The sequence below is a fragment of the Paenimyroides viscosum genome (genome assembly GCF_003858535.1).
In the GTDB taxonomy this organism is placed as follows: Bacteria; Bacteroidota; Bacteroidia; order Flavobacteriales; family Flavobacteriaceae; genus Flavobacterium; species Flavobacterium viscosum.
Genome location: NZ_RQTJ01000026.1, coordinates 22588 through 38356, shown reverse-complemented (window position 1 = coordinate 38356; position 15769 = coordinate 22588). Strand labels below are relative to the sequence as shown.

At 35.7% G+C, this 15769-nt stretch carries 14 protein-coding genes; 5 read left to right on the top strand and 9 right to left on the bottom strand.

Annotation, left to right across the window (positions count from 1 at the left end):
- Positions 1 to 120: 120 nt before the first annotated feature.
- The gene (locus EG242_RS11120; protein ID WP_124899943.1) at positions 121 to 891 is read right to left on the bottom strand and encodes a DUF3050 domain-containing protein; all 771 of its coding nucleotides are present in this window, start codon (positions 889 to 891) and stop codon (positions 121 to 123) included.
- Between the two features lie 567 nt (positions 892 to 1458).
- Positions 1459 to 2250, bottom strand: coding sequence for a twin-arginine translocase subunit TatC (gene tatC / locus EG242_RS11115; protein ID WP_124899942.1), 792 nt, complete (start codon positions 2248 to 2250; stop codon positions 1459 to 1461).
- Positions 2251 to 2435: 185 nt separating this feature from the next.
- On the opposite strand from tatC, the gene EG242_RS11110 reads away from it, so the two are divergent.
- Together EG242_RS11110 and nhaA are read left to right on the top strand one after the other, a co-directional pair.
- Entirely contained in the window at positions 2436 to 3890 is a 1455-nt protein-coding gene (locus tag EG242_RS11110; RefSeq protein ID WP_124899941.1) for an alanine/glycine:cation symporter family protein, read from the top strand.
- 55 nt (positions 3891 to 3945) lie between these two features.
- Positions 3946 to 5118, top strand: a complete 1173-nt coding sequence (gene nhaA, locus EG242_RS11105; RefSeq protein WP_124899940.1) for a Na+/H+ antiporter NhaA — start codon at positions 3946 to 3948, stop codon at positions 5116 to 5118.
- A 508-nt stretch (positions 5119 to 5626) separates the two neighbouring features.
- Here the strand turns inward: nhaA and EG242_RS11100 are convergent.
- The 5 genes from EG242_RS11100 to EG242_RS11080 all read right to left on the bottom strand — a co-directional run bounded on the left by EG242_RS11100 (position 5627) and on the right by EG242_RS11080 (position 11720).
- Positions 5627 to 6520 carry a Fic family protein gene (locus EG242_RS11100; RefSeq protein ID WP_124899939.1) on the bottom strand — a complete coding sequence of 298 codons (894 nt, stop codon included), beginning with the start codon at positions 6518 to 6520 and terminating at the stop codon, positions 5627 to 5629.
- Between the two features lie 1213 nt (positions 6521 to 7733).
- Positions 7734 to 8027, bottom strand: a complete 294-nt coding sequence (locus tag EG242_RS11095; protein WP_124899938.1) for a hypothetical protein — start codon at positions 8025 to 8027, stop codon at positions 7734 to 7736.
- A gap of 489 nt (positions 8028 to 8516) precedes the next feature.
- Complete coding sequence (locus EG242_RS11090) at positions 8517 to 9929, bottom strand: hypothetical protein (RefSeq protein ID WP_124899937.1); 1413 nt, start codon at positions 9927 to 9929, stop codon at positions 8517 to 8519.
- A 2-nt stretch (positions 9930 to 9931) separates the two neighbouring features.
- A complete protein-coding gene (locus EG242_RS11085; protein WP_124899936.1) occupies positions 9932 to 11035 on the bottom strand; it encodes a hypothetical protein in 1104 nt (367 codons plus the stop codon).
- A 388-nt stretch (positions 11036 to 11423) separates the two neighbouring features.
- On the bottom strand, positions 11424 to 11720 hold the full coding sequence (locus EG242_RS11080; protein ID WP_124899935.1) for a hypothetical protein: 297 nt from the start codon (positions 11718 to 11720) through the stop codon (positions 11424 to 11426).
- Between the two features lie 132 nt (positions 11721 to 11852).
- Between EG242_RS11080 and tnpA the strand changes: the two genes are divergently transcribed.
- From tnpA to tnpC, 3 genes are read left to right on the top strand one after another with little or no spacing between them, the layout of a single operon-like run.
- On the top strand, positions 11853 to 12134 hold the full coding sequence (tnpA, locus tag EG242_RS11075) for an IS66 family insertion sequence element accessory protein TnpA (protein ID WP_124899934.1): 282 nt from the start codon (positions 11853 to 11855) through the stop codon (positions 12132 to 12134).
- Positions 12135 to 12473, top strand: a complete 339-nt coding sequence (tnpB, locus tag EG242_RS11070; RefSeq protein ID WP_124899933.1) for an IS66 family insertion sequence element accessory protein TnpB — start codon at positions 12135 to 12137, stop codon at positions 12471 to 12473.
- Between the two features lie 49 nt (positions 12474 to 12522).
- Complete coding sequence (tnpC, locus tag EG242_RS11065) at positions 12523 to 14091, top strand: IS66 family transposase (RefSeq protein ID WP_124899932.1); 1569 nt, start codon at positions 12523 to 12525, stop codon at positions 14089 to 14091.
- A 367-nt stretch (positions 14092 to 14458) separates the two neighbouring features.
- Here the strand turns inward: tnpC and EG242_RS15250 are convergent, their stop codons facing one another.
- Entirely contained in the window at positions 14459 to 15016 is a 558-nt protein-coding gene (locus EG242_RS15250) for a PsbP-related protein (RefSeq protein ID WP_397258813.1), read from the bottom strand.
- Positions 15017 to 15116: 100 nt separating this feature from the next.
- Positions 15117 to 15509 (bottom strand): hypothetical protein, encoded by a 393-nt coding sequence (locus tag EG242_RS11055; RefSeq protein ID WP_124899930.1) that lies wholly within the window; start codon positions 15507 to 15509, stop codon positions 15117 to 15119.
- Positions 15510 to 15769 lie beyond the last annotated feature (260 nt).

The window sequence follows — 15769 nt, the reverse complement described above, 5'->3', positions numbered from 1 at the left end:
TAATTTGTAACTTGCTTCTAGGTTGCTCATAAAATGTATTTCATTGTCAGTCAATACAATATGCTAATTTTTAGTAATTTGGCCAACCTTTTTTATAATGCACTACTGGTTATTACTTATTCAGTTCTCCTCAATTAACTCTTCAATTGCATCCCATAGTTTAATTCTTTTCTCAAGCGATTTAACAGCTATTTCTGCTGTTTCTTTCCATTTTTTAGTGTCGTTTGCACACAGGTAAGAAATCATTTCAAAAGCCATAGGTCCATGTTCGCCCGCATCCAATTCAATATGACGTTCAAAATAGTATACCAAATCGGTTAGGTCGGTATCTTCAAATCGTAATTTAAATTCCTTAAGCATTTCGGTAAACATATTCGGTATAAGATCCTCGCGCCCGAACGTAAATGCCGAAGCTATTTCATGCGGTTTGCCTGCTTCAATAACTTCAAAAGTAAACGTTAGAAAATCCTTTATGTTGTTATGAAGTGTGCTCGATTTTATAGCGCTGAATATATCTGTAGTCTGCACTGAGTTTAAAAAGGCCTCAATATTTTCTGTACTGGTATTGCTTTTATGCATGGCTTGCAGATACATTTCAAAATGACTTAACCTTTTTCCGTCTAATGTAAGATCTGATTCTTCTGCCAACACAATTTCATTGATCAGGTAACGCACTTCGGGGTTTGGAGACGCAAACCATGGATTTGTGGTACAGGTAAGTTTAGATTGTAAAGCTTTTAAAAGAGACATAAAATCCCAAACGGCATAAACATGAACTTGAAGGAATTGTTGCAAGTCTGCAATCGTTGTAATCTTTTTGTATAAAGAATGATTAATTAGCTGATCCTTTTTTGGCTGTATGTAACTGTTTATTTCGTTTATTGATGTCATATTTAATTTTTGACAAATATAATGTTTAGAAATTTTAAATTATTGTTTTTTTCTTGTGCATAAGTGTATATTTTTCATGGGTTAATTACTTCATATTCCTATTTTTTTTTTCAGTTCATTACGTATTTATAAATGCTCATTTCAATAAGAATTTAATTTGTAAGCTAAAACTTAACAAGTGATAGAAATAAAAAAGAGGTTGCGGTAACAAACTAACAACCTCTCCAGCTACTGTTTGCAGGTAGACCAACCTTTGGTGAGCAGAAATTTCAATTACAGTCCCTTGATAAGTTCCGGGCTTTGATTTGTTCAATTCTATAATACCTTTGTGCTTCCTTTTTCATTTTTTATTTCGCATGAAAATATACAGAATATAGTTGTTAGTAACACAAAAATACTGCACAGGACTGCTCTTGGTTTGATCATTGCAGTAATTTTTTAAAATTTTACAGTTGCTGACAACTAATCATTGATTTTTTATCTAAGCTAATGATAATTTTGCACACAAAGAAATATACATCCCTCAGGAGCTATTACTGGCTCAAACGAGATATGTTAAATAAAATATTAGTTTATTATTGGCTTTACCGAACCTAACTTGGTTAAAAAGATACTTACTTCGTACAATGCAAACATAGGAATTACCAAAACTACCTGACTTAGTATATCTGGTGGAGTTATTACTGCCGAAGCAACAAGTATGATTACATAGGCATATCTTCTGTATTCCTTTAATAAAATTGTTGATACAATGTTTAATCTGAATAGAAAATATATAATAACAGGAAGGTTAAATACAATACCTGTCGCCAGTAAGGTTGTGCGGACCAGTGAAAAGTAGGAATTAAGATCAAATTTGTTTTGTATAGTGGTACTGATGCTAAATTCAGTTAAAAATTTTAAGGAAAAGGGTACAATGATATAGTATCCGAAAAGAACGCCGGTAAAAAAAAGCAACGTTGAGGATGTAAGAAAAATTAAACCTGCCTTTGTTTCCTTTTTGTAAAGAGCTGGGCGAATAAATTTCCAGAATTCAAACAGTATTAACGGAAAAGCTGCGATAATACCAAAACTCAAGCAGGTCCAGATTAATATAGAAAGTTGTCCTTCCATTTTACGGTTTTGCAGATCAAGATCAAGATTCGTAACTGTATATACTGCCTCATTAAAATAGCTCAATAATCTGTATGTCGGAAAATCCCCTCTTTTCGGTGCGAATATAATTTCGTCAAAGATAAAGTCACTGAAAATAAAAGCAGCGGCAGAACAAATAATTATCCCGATAGAGCATCTCACAAAAGCCCATCTCAATGCTTCGAGGTGGCTTAAGAAAGACTGTTTTTTTTCGTTTTTTTCCATTCTAACTATCCATTATTTATGTCAAAGATAACAAACTGAAAATTTTTAGCTTCCAAAAGTATCATGTTTTCTCTTTAAGATGGTTATATTTGTTATTTAACACTGCCTAAATTAGTACGATAATTAATGTTAGGTCTACTTATAATTTACCCCAATCCGTGGGCTAAGTCAGCAAATATAAACAGATGGAATCAGTAATTTATTGGATTAATGACATTGTATGGAGTAAGGCTCTCGTAATACTCTGCCTGGGTACGGGACTTTTTTTTAGTTTCAGGTTAAAATTTCCTCAAGTAAGGCTTTTCAAGGAAATGATCAGGTTACTTTTCGCAACAAAAAAATCAAAAGAGGGTATTTCCTCTTTTCAGGCTTTTACGCTAGCGATATCAGGAAGGATAGGTACGGGTAACATTGCCGGTGTTGCCACAGCCATTGCAATGGGTGGTCCTGGCGCCGTATTCTGGATGTGGACTATTGCATTTCTAGGTAGCGCTTCGGCAATTATTGAAGCTACACTTGCGCAAACTTACAAAGAAGTAAGCAAAGGCGAGTTTAGGGGCGGACCTGCCTACTATATTTTAAAAGGACTCAAAAGTAAACCCTTTGCCGTGTTGTTTGCGTTGGCTACAATTATAAGCTGCGGATTTCTACTTCCAAGCGTACAGAGTAACAGTATAGCGCTTGCAGTTGAAAAAGCTTTTAATGTTGATACAGTTTATACGGCTGTTGGGGTATGTATTCTACTTGCCTTGATAATTATAGGGGGTGTAAAAAGGATAAGTAGTGTTGCAGAAATAGTGGTGCCTTTCATGGCAATTTCTTACATCGTTATGGCATTTATAATCATTGGTCTTAACATTGATAAAGTACCCGAAATGTTTTCCCTTATATTAAGTTCTGCCTTCGGTGCAGATGCTACCTTTGGCGGCATTGTTGGATCGGCTATCAGCTGGGGTGTCCAGCGCGGTATATACAGTAACGAAGCAGGTCAGGGAACCGCCCCGCATGCTGCGGCTGCGGCCGAAGTTTCTCATCCTTACAAACAAGGGCTCGTACAGGGGTTTTCGGTGTATGTAGATACGCTCTTCGTTTGCACGGCAACTGCGCTTATGATTCTTTTTACCAACCAATACAACGTATTGCATCCAGATTCCGGTTTCTTGGTCGAAAATTTACCCGGGATCGAAGCAGGGGCAGCTTTTACACAAAATGCCGTAAGCATTCACTTTCCTGCTTTCGGAAATGAATTTGTAGCGGTGGCGCTCATGTTTTTTGCTTTCACAACGGTCATGGCTTACTATTATATAGCAGAGTCAAATATCGATTTTCTTTTTAAAGGAAGAAAATCTCGATACGCGATATGGATTCTGCGTTTACTTATCCTTGTTTCGGTTTATCTGGGCTGTATCAACTCCGCAAAAGTTGCGTGGACTCTTGGTGACATAGGTGTAGGTCTTATGGCATGGATGAATCTTGTAGCAATACTATTGCTTTACAAGAAGGCAGTCGCGGTGGCAGATGATTACGAAAAACAAAAGAAGCAAGGTCTTGATCCTCAGTTTAATGGTACAGAACTCAATTTGCAGCATGCAGAATATTGGAACAATTCTCTAGATAATAACACTAAACATCAACAATAAATTTTAAAAAGTAGCCGTAACTTTGCAGGGCTTAAAAATAAAAAATCGTACAGAAATGGGCACTAACATTAATTTAAACGTATTTAAAGATTTTGTCAAATCAAATAATTTTGGAGGTATTCTCCTTTTTCTGTGTGTAATACTTTCGCTTGCGGTGGCAAATTCTCCTTTGTCGCAGCCACTTCAGGATCTTTTAGATACGGTGATTGGTTTTGAAAACGAGACGGTCCACCTTAACTATTCGGTATCTATGTGGATTAATGATGGTCTTATGGCTATTTTTTTTCTGTTGGTTGGGCTCGAAATTAAAAGGGAAATTGTAGAAGGGGAACTATCGTCTCCAAAAAAAGCAATAATGCCTATACTATGTGCCATAGGTGGTGCGCTTGTTCCTGCAGCGATATTCTTCGCATTAAATTCAGGAGCGGAAACAGCTGATGGGTGGGCAATTCCCATGGCAACCGATATTGCATTTGCTCTTGCGGTAATATCATTATTGGACAAAAGGGTGCCGGTAAGCTTAAAGATATTCTTAGCCGCTTTGGCAATTGTAGACGATCTTATAGCCATTTTAGTAATCGCTTTTTTTTATTCTTCCGGAATAGAACTGGCATATATAGGCTTTGCTGCTGCTTTTATGGCGGTTCTGATTTTGATGAACAGGTTTAATGTTAAAAATCCGTACCTGTACCTTATACCGGGCATTTTCGTATGGTACTTTATACATCATTCAGGCATCCATGCAACAATAGCAGGGGTAATGGTCGCAATGACACTTCCTACCAACGATACATCGGTAGAATCTCCTTTGGAGCGGTTGGAACATGCACTCGTTAAGCCGGTAAATTTTCTTATAATACCTTTATTCGCATTTGCGAATACTAATATAACGCTGCAGTCAGAAATGCTTCACGGACTTACATCATCACTGGGATTGGGAATATTTTTCGGGTTGCTTGTCGGTAAGCCGGTAGGTATTTTTATAACCTCGTGGATATGCAATAGACTGGGAATGGGAACGCTGCCGGAAGGTAGCAGCTGGACACATATTATTGGTGTAGGTCTGCTTGCAGGTATAGGTTTTACAATGTCTATATTTATATCGATACTTTCATTTAATAACCCTCTATTTGTATCGGAAGCCAAACTTTCGGTTTTACTTACCTCTGTCATAGCAGGTACAGCAGGTTTTATACTTCTTAAGACAAATTCCAGAAAGTCACGTTAACGGTGCTGAATATGGTTATACAGTCAACTGGCAGTAATATTAGAACTGGTTAGAGAAATAGCCACTCCAAGTTTTAGCTTTAAAAGATCATTAATTACACCTCCCCAGCTCTTTATCATAAGTTTTCTAAGACTTGTTTTAAGTAGTGCTTTGCTAGTTATGCTGCCAAAAGCTTCATATTCATCGTATATAGGTGGGTAGAGTGTCAGTAAAAGCATCCACTAAATGTACCACATTGAAAACCTGTGTACATTTCAAGCAAAACAAAAGTTCTTCAATTTACACCGACACCTCAACAAATCAACAGTTAAACGAATCAACAATTCATCCGGTAACACCAAACATCCCGCACCAAACATATAAACAAATCAACGATTCAACAGTTAAACACCCGAGCACGAAGTCCAAAGTCTGCGTATACATGGAGCAGAGTATGTGGGAAGCGAAGCTAAATCAACAGTTCAATCACCCCATTTAGCCCTTTACTACGGTAAATAGTATCTCAAATCTAATCAAACGCTATTTCAAAATATTCAAGAATAGCTTTGTAATTATCCTGAGCTGTAAAACAGGTATCTAATAAATATTCTCTTATATTATTCCACTCCTGTAAACCTCTATAGTAGAAAAGCTTAATTTCTTCATCAATAATAAAGGGTACAATATTATTGGCAAGACATTCTTTAAACATGATTAGCCTGCCAACCCGACCGTTTCCGTCCTGAAAAGGATGGATGATTTCAAACTGGTAATGAAAGTTTATAATATCTTCAAAAGTTTTCTTTTCAATGTTGTGGTAACCTAAAAGCAATTCTTTCATTCTTGCCGAAACTTCCTTAGGTGGACACGTTTCATTGCCACCCACTTCGTTAGGGAGTTTTTTGTATTCGCCAACATTAAACCAGTCTTTTCCACTATCAGATGTTCCCGATTTCAAGAGAAAATGTAATTCCTTTATAAATGATTCTGATAATTTAGATTTTGCCTTGTCAATGATTAAATCAATACATCGAAAGTGATTGGTCGTTTCTATTATGTCATCTACATTAACGCTTTCTTTGGAAGCCCCAATAGTATTCGTTTCAAAAATATATCGAGTTTGATCATGGGTCAACTTGCTTCCTTCTATACGGTTTGAATTATAAGTCAGATCAATTTGCGTACGGTGATAAATCCCGCCTTTAAGCTTCATTTCTTTTTGCTCTTTGAGATGATTGAGTAATGGATTATTACTAAATTTCTTCTTGTTTGCTTTCTCAGGCAATATTGCATCATCGGGAATATTCCATGTTTTACCAGTTAAGAAAGCTCCCTTAATTCTTCCTATAGCACAGTGATTCCGAACAGTTCTTTCCGGAATATTCCTTTTTTTTGCAAATTCCCTTACCGAAATATAATTCATGACTTTTAATTATAAATGCCGTTATCGGCAAATATACACTTAATTAATGTTTTTTCATGTCTTTTTTTGCCGATAAATGTTGTTGAAAGTATAGTTTGGTAATGTTTCAAATGTATTGCTAGCATTTACACTGTTTGCAAACCCTGGCTTTATAAGTCAAAAATGACTTATTTCCTAATACTACAGACAATATTTGTTAGTCTTAATTAATTTAATCGGCATTTCAAAACCTTAAAGTATGGGTGACGTTTTCTTGAAGCTAAGAGTGTGTCCTATCTAAATCACTAGTTTTCTAACTACGAACTGTCATTCCGGGCTTGTCCCGGAATCTCCAACAGGTAACAAATAATTCTATCACTTCAAACTTTGATCAGTTCGAACCCAGTCGAGAACTAGTAACTATGTCACAAAATTCCTCATTAAAAAAACACTATAATTCAATCCACACGAATCAAAAGCGGTATGAAATTTTAAGCGAGCGTCGAATAACTGTATGAAGCGCAAGCTGATCGGGTGGTCGGTGAGCTTGCCGAACCGCGATCAGATAGGTTCAAAAGTTTAATTCGACCGTTTAAAAGATCGCCGCAACAAAAAAGATTTTTGTTTCTTTTCATCCGAAAAGAAAAGAAAAACCGAAATCGGACTCTTACTCAAATGGAGATCTCAAAGCTAAATAGTTCTATCATTCCAAATGTACGTCAGTTCCAGCCCAGTCGAGAACCCAGTCACCCCCTTGCTTTACAAGGAGTCGCACAAGAAAAAGACATGCCGCATAAATTACCTCAAGTAAGTAGATATCCAAAGAATCAATCAAAACAACTGAATGTACCACATTCAGCTATCTGTGAAAATTTAGCACATTGTGAAAGTAAATTGTATTAAAAGCAGTTTTATAATAATCTGTGCATCTGTGAAAAAAATCCTTCCAACGGTGCCTGAGGCGGTTGCTGAGTTCATCGAAGCATGGTTATTGAGCCTGCGGTCACTGAGCCCGCGGTTGCTGAGTTAATCGAAGCATCGAAGTGTCGAAGGCACACCCCACACCAAACATCCAGCACCCAACATATAAACGATTCAACAATTAATCAACTAATAATCTGTGCATCTATGGGAAATAACAACCAACATCAATAATGCTTCGTTGTCATTAACACAAAAATTTGGTTAAAGCTCAATTAATGTAAAAACAGCAGTACCGCTGCCGTTACTTTTACTATTCTTCATAATAATAAGTTCGTGTAAGTCCGTAACCTGTTTGTTTTTTGTTTTCCATTCCCCATTTTTCAAAGTCAGGATGTTCTGAAGTTTTCCACTCAATATAGTTTCTTACAAGCTCCAAATCTTCTTCCAGTTCGTTCATCCAATATTCTCTTAGTTGCGCAGCAGATAATTTCTGTATTTCCGCTTTTATTTTTTCTCCAAATTTAATATCTTCAAGTGGTTCTCCAATATATCCCTCTGGTAAATGATGAACCGAATAATAAATGTTGTAAGTCCACCAGCTCAATAGAGTCTGCCTTGCTAAGTCGTCCGTTGGGTTTATTTCTAATGCTTTAAATAAATGATCTTCACTTCGGTAATACTTCCCATACCAACGAAACGGATTGTTGTCTGCGTCTTCATTGTCTGCTATTTAAAACTACGTATAATGAATAAAAATGTAAATGCACAACCAATATTAGGAAAACAAAGGATTATAAAGTGAAAATTGAGATAGTTTAATTTGATAATATACTTATTATTTTTTCTGCTAATTAAATTAGCTCTTGAGTTCGTGTAGCCAATATACCTATAATTTTTCTAGATGCACCAAGAATACAATCTTTCATAACTTCTACCGACAGAGTTTCAAATATAGGATTAACTATCAATATTTAAACAACAAATATTACCACGTATAGTGAACGGTCTTAATAATAAAAAACTAATAGACCGTGCAATGAAGACGGTCTATTTTATTTTGATTATAACTATTTATTTAGAAAATATTTTCTGATTATTTATTTTCCACATTTCTATGGATAAGCCACATCTTTCCATTATTTGATTTAGTTAGTATCAATTCTTTGGAATCAGGCTTATAAATTGAAAGCTGATTAACCCATAACTTATTATTTACATAAGAGTCGTTGGGATTTCTAGAATACAGGTAAGCATCTTCCTGTGCATCTAAATTGACCTGACAAAAGCCATAATCATCTGCCAAATAATAATTACCGTTAACTAATGAAACTCCAAAAGACCTGTGTATCTCCGATAGGTTAGTGAATGCCCGCTTCAGCGGCTTAATGTTTTGAACAGCTCCATTGTAATCCATACTGATCACATGTGGATGACCATAACCGTATGCATCCACACTGATTTCTACAGCACTAAGGGCATTCGATTTAGCTGCTTTTGTACCATCTTTATATTTGGCTTCTACAAAAATGTTGATGCGTTCATTTAGAATGTCGATTCTTCGAATAATAATATCTTTCAATTCAGGAATTGGATTGAACACCTTAACATCATTATTTTTTACAACCTGCGCTGCTTCGATGTCATACAACATGATTTTATTAAAGTCATTGGATCTTATACCTTTAGTTGTATAGTTAAAATCCACAAGATATTCTTTTTGCCCGATCGAAATAGCCACGGGATGTTGAAGAAGCATGTTTTCATCTAAAGGTAGTTCTCGTTCATTAGTACTGTTTACTTCCAATAAGGTATTTTGTATCTTCATACCGTAAAGTCTGCGCAGTAAAATAGCTTTACCCGAATTGGTCAGTTCAAAAGATTTATCAAAGAAGTTGTCATCGAATGTGACTTTCTTTTCGATACTTTTTGTCAATCCGTCGGTTTGCATGACGGTGATATGCGTTATTTTAGGATCTTTTCTGCCTGCGTGCTCACGAAAAGCTATTCCAAAATACTTTCTGTTGTGAGACACGGAGAAAAGGATTGTTCCTGACTTATAGTCAGATTCAACCGTAAAACTGTTTAACAATGTAGTTTTAAATTCGCCTGTCTTTTTATCGAAAATATGATAGTGTATTTCTTTCTTTTTTGCCTTTCCGGATAAACTCTCGCTCAATATCATCAGTCGATCTTTATCCATTTCAAAAGATCCCAGATAAGAATAGGCAGTACGGTCATCAATCTGTGGGAAATTAAGAATGTATTGATCCAGCAGCTGGCTCTTTTGATCGAATTTACGAAGAATTGCTACACCCTTATTTGCTCCTATACCATAGGTGTTATTTGCCGAAAAAAGATAATGGGAATAGTTGTCAGACAAGACAAATTTAACATCCTGTTCAAAAGCCTCGTCAAAATCAAACATTTGATTTTCATTACCATTAGTCTGCGCGCGCGCGATATTAGCGGTAAAAATGAGGATAATAACTGTAAGTAGTTTACACATGGCTAATTGGTTTTATAGACAGACTTTTCCAATCCGCTTAATTCTCTTTGCTCGTTTGATGAAAGATCAATTTCCACCAGATGCTCCTGAAGGTTATTCAGGTATTTTTCTGCTTCTATCTTATTGTCCAATGCAAGGTATAATCTTATAAAGTTCATGTACAGGTTCTTTGCAACCTTAGCATTATAATCTGCTTTCGAGTTCTTAAAATCGATTTTTTGTAAGGCTTTGGTCCATAGTTCGACCCCGTTTTCAATCCCTTTAAATGCTTCAGCATTTCTCTTTTCGTCCGTACTTAATTTTTTAAGGTTGGTTGTAATATAAATATGTCCTTTTTCTATATCGTCGTACTTGTTCTTATTATTTTTAATAGTAGTCAATTTAATTGTTCTCACCTGTTCCTGATTAGAATAGCGCTCACTTAGATAAGTATTTATAAATTTAACGACCGATTCCAGATGTCTTTTTTCTTCTTGAACGGCATTAATGCTATTTGTAGGTGATGAAGCAATGAACTTGAATTCGTTAAAAAATGTTTCATCAATTTTTACAGCACCGTTTTCCTTGATCTGTAGTCTTGTAGGTTGTTTTGCGTAAGTCTGTCCGGCGTTGTCCTGAAAATTTACCTGTGATACGGAAAGATTGATATTAACATATCCATTACCATTACCTTTTTTAAACTGTGGAATGTTTATTTGGGATGCTAGAACATTATTGTCTATAATTATGTAGTTGTTCAGGTTAGGCTCTCTATAGACTGGAGCATTCGGTTTATAATACATCGGCTTGGTAGGAAGAACGAGTTTAGGCTTTTTTCCCTGATCAATAAGTGTAAGACGTTCCAATAGACTCATTTTGTTAAAAGCCTCATCTTCGGTCTTGAATTTTTCTTTTGCTCTCTTCTCTTCTTCTGCAAAATTCTTTAAGACGTCCTGATAGTCTGTTTCGCTTTGTTTTACAACATCATCATAGTTGTCTAAATCGTTTTGATGGTCGATTTTGGATTGCTCGTAAATTTCATTGGCGGTAAGGTTGTACGGAGACGATACATGTACGTCAAAAGTTTTATTCGCCTCCTCAATCACAACTTTCGGAGATTGAAACATATTGAAATTTATAGATTCATCACTGAAGCTTTGTCCATAAACGGAAACAAAAGAAATCAAAAAAATTGAAGAAGTAATTATCTGCTTCATAGGTCTAAATTTAGATTAATATTCTGCAAAGTAAAATAAATTTCCTTATAAATAAAACAGTTACGTGATTTTCGTGAATTAGTACCGTCTAATAGTATCCTATTTTACTTATTCAAAAATCTTCTTTTATTGTTTTAAGTTTCGAGATTTGTTCGGGACAATCTTGAAAGCCTCATTTTAAATGGACTTTTATTATTATCATGTAAAAAGAAAGCGAATTATACTTTTTGCTGACGATTTACTATAAAGAAAAAAGAGGCATAAAGCCCCTTAAATTAAAAATATAAAAACAGTAGTATTAATCTTCAATTGAAATAACAGAACAATCTTCTAAACTAACTTTAGCTTTTATGCTGTTTGAAACAGTTGCTCCAAAAGAATTAGTACCTCTATAAATCATTACAAGACCTGCATAATCTCCAGTTACTCCGTATTGTGTTTCTACGTGTTCAAAACTTTTCGGGTTATGCATGTTTTTCTTAACGTATTTTACAAGTTCCCTGTGAGAACCATCCCAACTACTTAAACATTTTTCTTTAAACTCCACTATTCTCTTGTCATGTTCTTCTTTTTGTTTTAAGATTTGTTTTTCCATAGCAATTGTTTCTTTTATGGAATTAATTTTTTCTTCATTGATAAGGTTGTTTAATTCAGGGACATCATCATTTTGTATCCCCCCGACGAACCCCATATTGCGCTAATTAAAAAGCTGATTTAGTTTTGTAGCATGACAATACAAGACAACAGAACTCAAAGATTGGCTATGATAGCCGATTGGCAACAAAGCGGAAAAAGCAAACGCGCTTATTGTAAAGAAAACGGAATTAACGAAGCTGTTTTTTATTATTGGTTAGAACGAAGCGATGAAAAAAAATCCAAAACGGGGAAATTCATTGCCATCGAAGAAGAAACTTCGCAAGATGAGATAGAGTTAATTTATCCCAATGGCGTGCGACTCAAAGTAGCCAACAATTTGGCGCTTTTATCGCAATTAATCAAGCTTTACTAGATGTTTTCGCTTGGTTCTTCGCACCGATTTTACTTGTACGACGGTTGTTGCGATATGCGAAAATCGTTTGACGGCCTCTGCGGATTGGTTAGTTCGGTGATGCAACGGCAAGCGACAAGCGGCGAAGTTTTTGTGTTTTTAAACCGAAATAGAACCCATATAAAACTGTTGCATTGGGAAAATGGCGGATTTGTGCTGTATTACAAACGTTTGGAACAAGGTACTTTTCCGATTTCGAAAACTCAGAAAAATGAACTGAGCTGGAGCCATCTTGTTTTAATGATTGAAGGAATTCAAGTGATAAAAAGTATTCAAAAAAAACGGTTTTTATTGCCTTAAAACCAACTTTTTTTCTTGCACAAAAGCCTAAAAATTGTACTTTTATACCATGAAAAACGAACTAGAAAACCTGTCAAAACAAGCGCTTTTAGAGCTGCTTTCTAGTCGTGATTCTGAGATAAATTCCCTTTCGCAGGAAAACGATTCTCTTTCAAAAGAAGTTGATATTCTTTCCGTAGAAAAAGATACACTTTTAAAAGAGCGCGAATATCTAAAAGCCCAAATTGAGATGTACAAACGTATGCAATTTGGTCAAAAGCGTGAGCGTTTTGAAGGAAATCCTGATCAAATGGCACTTCCGTTTGATGTTACTGCTGAAAAAGCTTCCGAGCAAGAAGAAATCATCAAAGAAAAAATTGCCTACCAGCGCAAACGCCCCAATCATAAAGGTCGCGCCAAATTGCCATCGCATCTTGATGTGGAAGAAATCGAAATTTTTCCTCAAGAAGATCTTTCTGAAATGGTTTGTATCGGCAAAGAAATCACCGAAGAATTGGAATGCCAACCTGCCCGATTTTACATCAAACGCTACATTCGCTACAAATATGCCGCTAAAAATGGTCAAGGTGTTGTAATTGGAGAACTTCCGGAGAGAGTAATTGACAAAGGCATCCCAGGTGCCGGACTTTTATCGATGATTTTGACCGATAAATATGTAGATCATTTGCCATTGTATCGCCAAAAGCAGCGATTTTCGAGAGAAAACATCCAAATAGCTTCATCCACTATTGAAGGTTGGACCAAAGAAGCCCTCAATAAACTTGAACCGCTTTATGAACAGTTGGTTTTCGATACCAAATCAAAAGGCTATTTACAGGTTGATGAAAGTCCGATAAAAGTGTTGGATAGCGACAAAAAAGGCGCCACCCACCAAGGTTATTATTGGGTGTATCACGCACCGCTTGAAGGCACCGTGTTGTTCGATTATAGTCCAACGCGAGGCAGCAGTGCACCTTTACCAATTTTAAAAGATTTTGCTGGTTACCTGCAAACCGATGGCTACGCCGTATACGAAAAGTATGCCCGAAAAGAGGGGGTCACACACCTGGCTTGCTGGGCACATGCCCGCCGTGAGTTTGAAAAAGCGCTGGATAACGATAAACCCAAAGCTGAAAAAGCTTTGTTGCTTATCCAAAAATTATACGCTGTAGAACGAAAAGCCAAAGAAGAAAATCTTTCGGCTGAAACAATCAAAAATTTACGATTATCTAATTCGCTTAAAAACATCAACGAGCTCGGAAAATGGATTTTTGAACAGATCAAAAACACACTCCCTAAAAGTCAAATCGGCAAAGCTATGGCTTACGCTAATGCCAGATGGGATGCGTTGTCTGCTTATTTATACGATGGCAATTTGCAAATCGACAATAATTTGGTAGAAAACGCTATTCGTCCGTTAGCTTTAGGTCGAAAAAATTATTTATTCGCCGGAAGTCACGATGCAGCCCAACGTGCAGCCATGATTTATTCGTTTTTTGCTATTTGTAAAAAGCACGAAGTTAATCCATACAATTGGCTTAAGTACACTTTGGAAAATATTCAATCCATCAACCACAAAAATCTAAAAGATCTTTATCCGCAGAATTATAAAAAAATAACTGAACAATCAAAGATGTAGTTGGTCGGGGGGATACATTTAAACTTAAAAACACAATACATACAATCCACACGAATTCAAAGCGCCATTGGTATCAAATCGGATAGCCTGTCCCGATCGGTTGTCGGGATTAAATTGTTGAAACAAGCGTAAACTAATCGGTCGGTCAGTGAGCGTATAGTTGCTGAGCTCGTCGAAGTAGCGAACTGCGATTAGTTAGCTTGTAAGACATTATTTAACCGATTTTAGACCGAGGCAAGATCAAAAAGAAAAGACTTTTGGTACTTTTTGTCTAAAAAGTACATAGAAACCGAAAGGTATCAATTTACTAACAACGGAGATCCCAAAGCCAGATCTTCCTATTACAACCCATCAAAAGTTCAACATTTTATTCCTGAATATCAGTCGATTCAATAATCTTTTCAAAAAGCTTGCTGTTGTCTTCTTTTTCTGAATCCATAAAGGTAATCTGATAAAAAGAATCATTTACAGGTACGGCATATACCATAATTTTAACCTTTTCTTGTCCGTTGTGGGCTGTTAGTGTGTAATCGCACATGGCAAAAACACACTGCTTGCCGTCTATATATTTAACGGTTGGTTGTTCTATGAACTTAAAGTCAGGAAAAATATCCTTCATACCCGAAAAACTTCTTTCAATACTTTTCTTAAAATCCTCAAAAGACGCTGTACCGTTATTTTTCAATACAATCTTAATGGTAGGTATTACACCATGTCTGCTGTTAATGGGGTATTTAAAAAAGGTTACCACCTGGTAGGTACCTTTATGGGTATCAATAAGCTTTTTTAAAGTTGCTTTGTCAAGCTTAATGTGTTCTTCCAGATTTTGAACGGTCTCACCTTCCTCAGCAACAATCCATTTGTTAGGTTGGTCTATAGAAAAGCCTAATCGTTCGTTTTTAAAGGTGGTTTGTGCATTGCAAATATTGTAAACAAAAAGAAGCGAAAGTAAGTATGATTTGTTTCATAAAATAAATGTTTTAGTAAGCACTACTTAGATTAATTATTGTTGTCTAATCCTTAATTTATTCAGTAAAAGTATTATCTACCTTTATAAATTCATATTCATTATCTAAAACATTACTCTTAACATGTATCTTCATACGGTTTCCGTTTGTTTCAAGAATTTTTACAAATATTTTTGTACCTAATAAGTAATTCATATCCCTCTTTGGATACTTGATTTTAATGTAGGTAAGAATATATTCACAGTCCGATTTCCATTCAACCGATGTATGTAGTTCATCGCCGGTATCTGTATTAGTTTCAACTTGTATTCCTTCATCCCTTACAATACGATAAGGCATATCTTTATCTGCATAAGAAAATGTACCCGTCCTAAAGTAAGAACAGTTCTTATCTTGTGCGTAGCAGTAACTTAACATTAATAACGTTAGTAAGGTAAAAGTTAATTTCATAAATAAAATTTTTCGGTTAAAATTACTAAATAAATTAAACAGATCAAGTTATAGTTTGTCAATCCCATTACTGTTACTTAGTTTCGGTCGCTGAAATAGTCTAAACATTAAACTGCCATAGCTTTTTCTCTCATATAACCATTTCCCTTTATAACCAATATGATAGAGAAATTTACCAGTGGCAATATAATCCTTCAACCCAACAGTTAAACATTTAAACAGATAAGCAGTTAAACACCCGAGTACGAAGTCCAAAATTC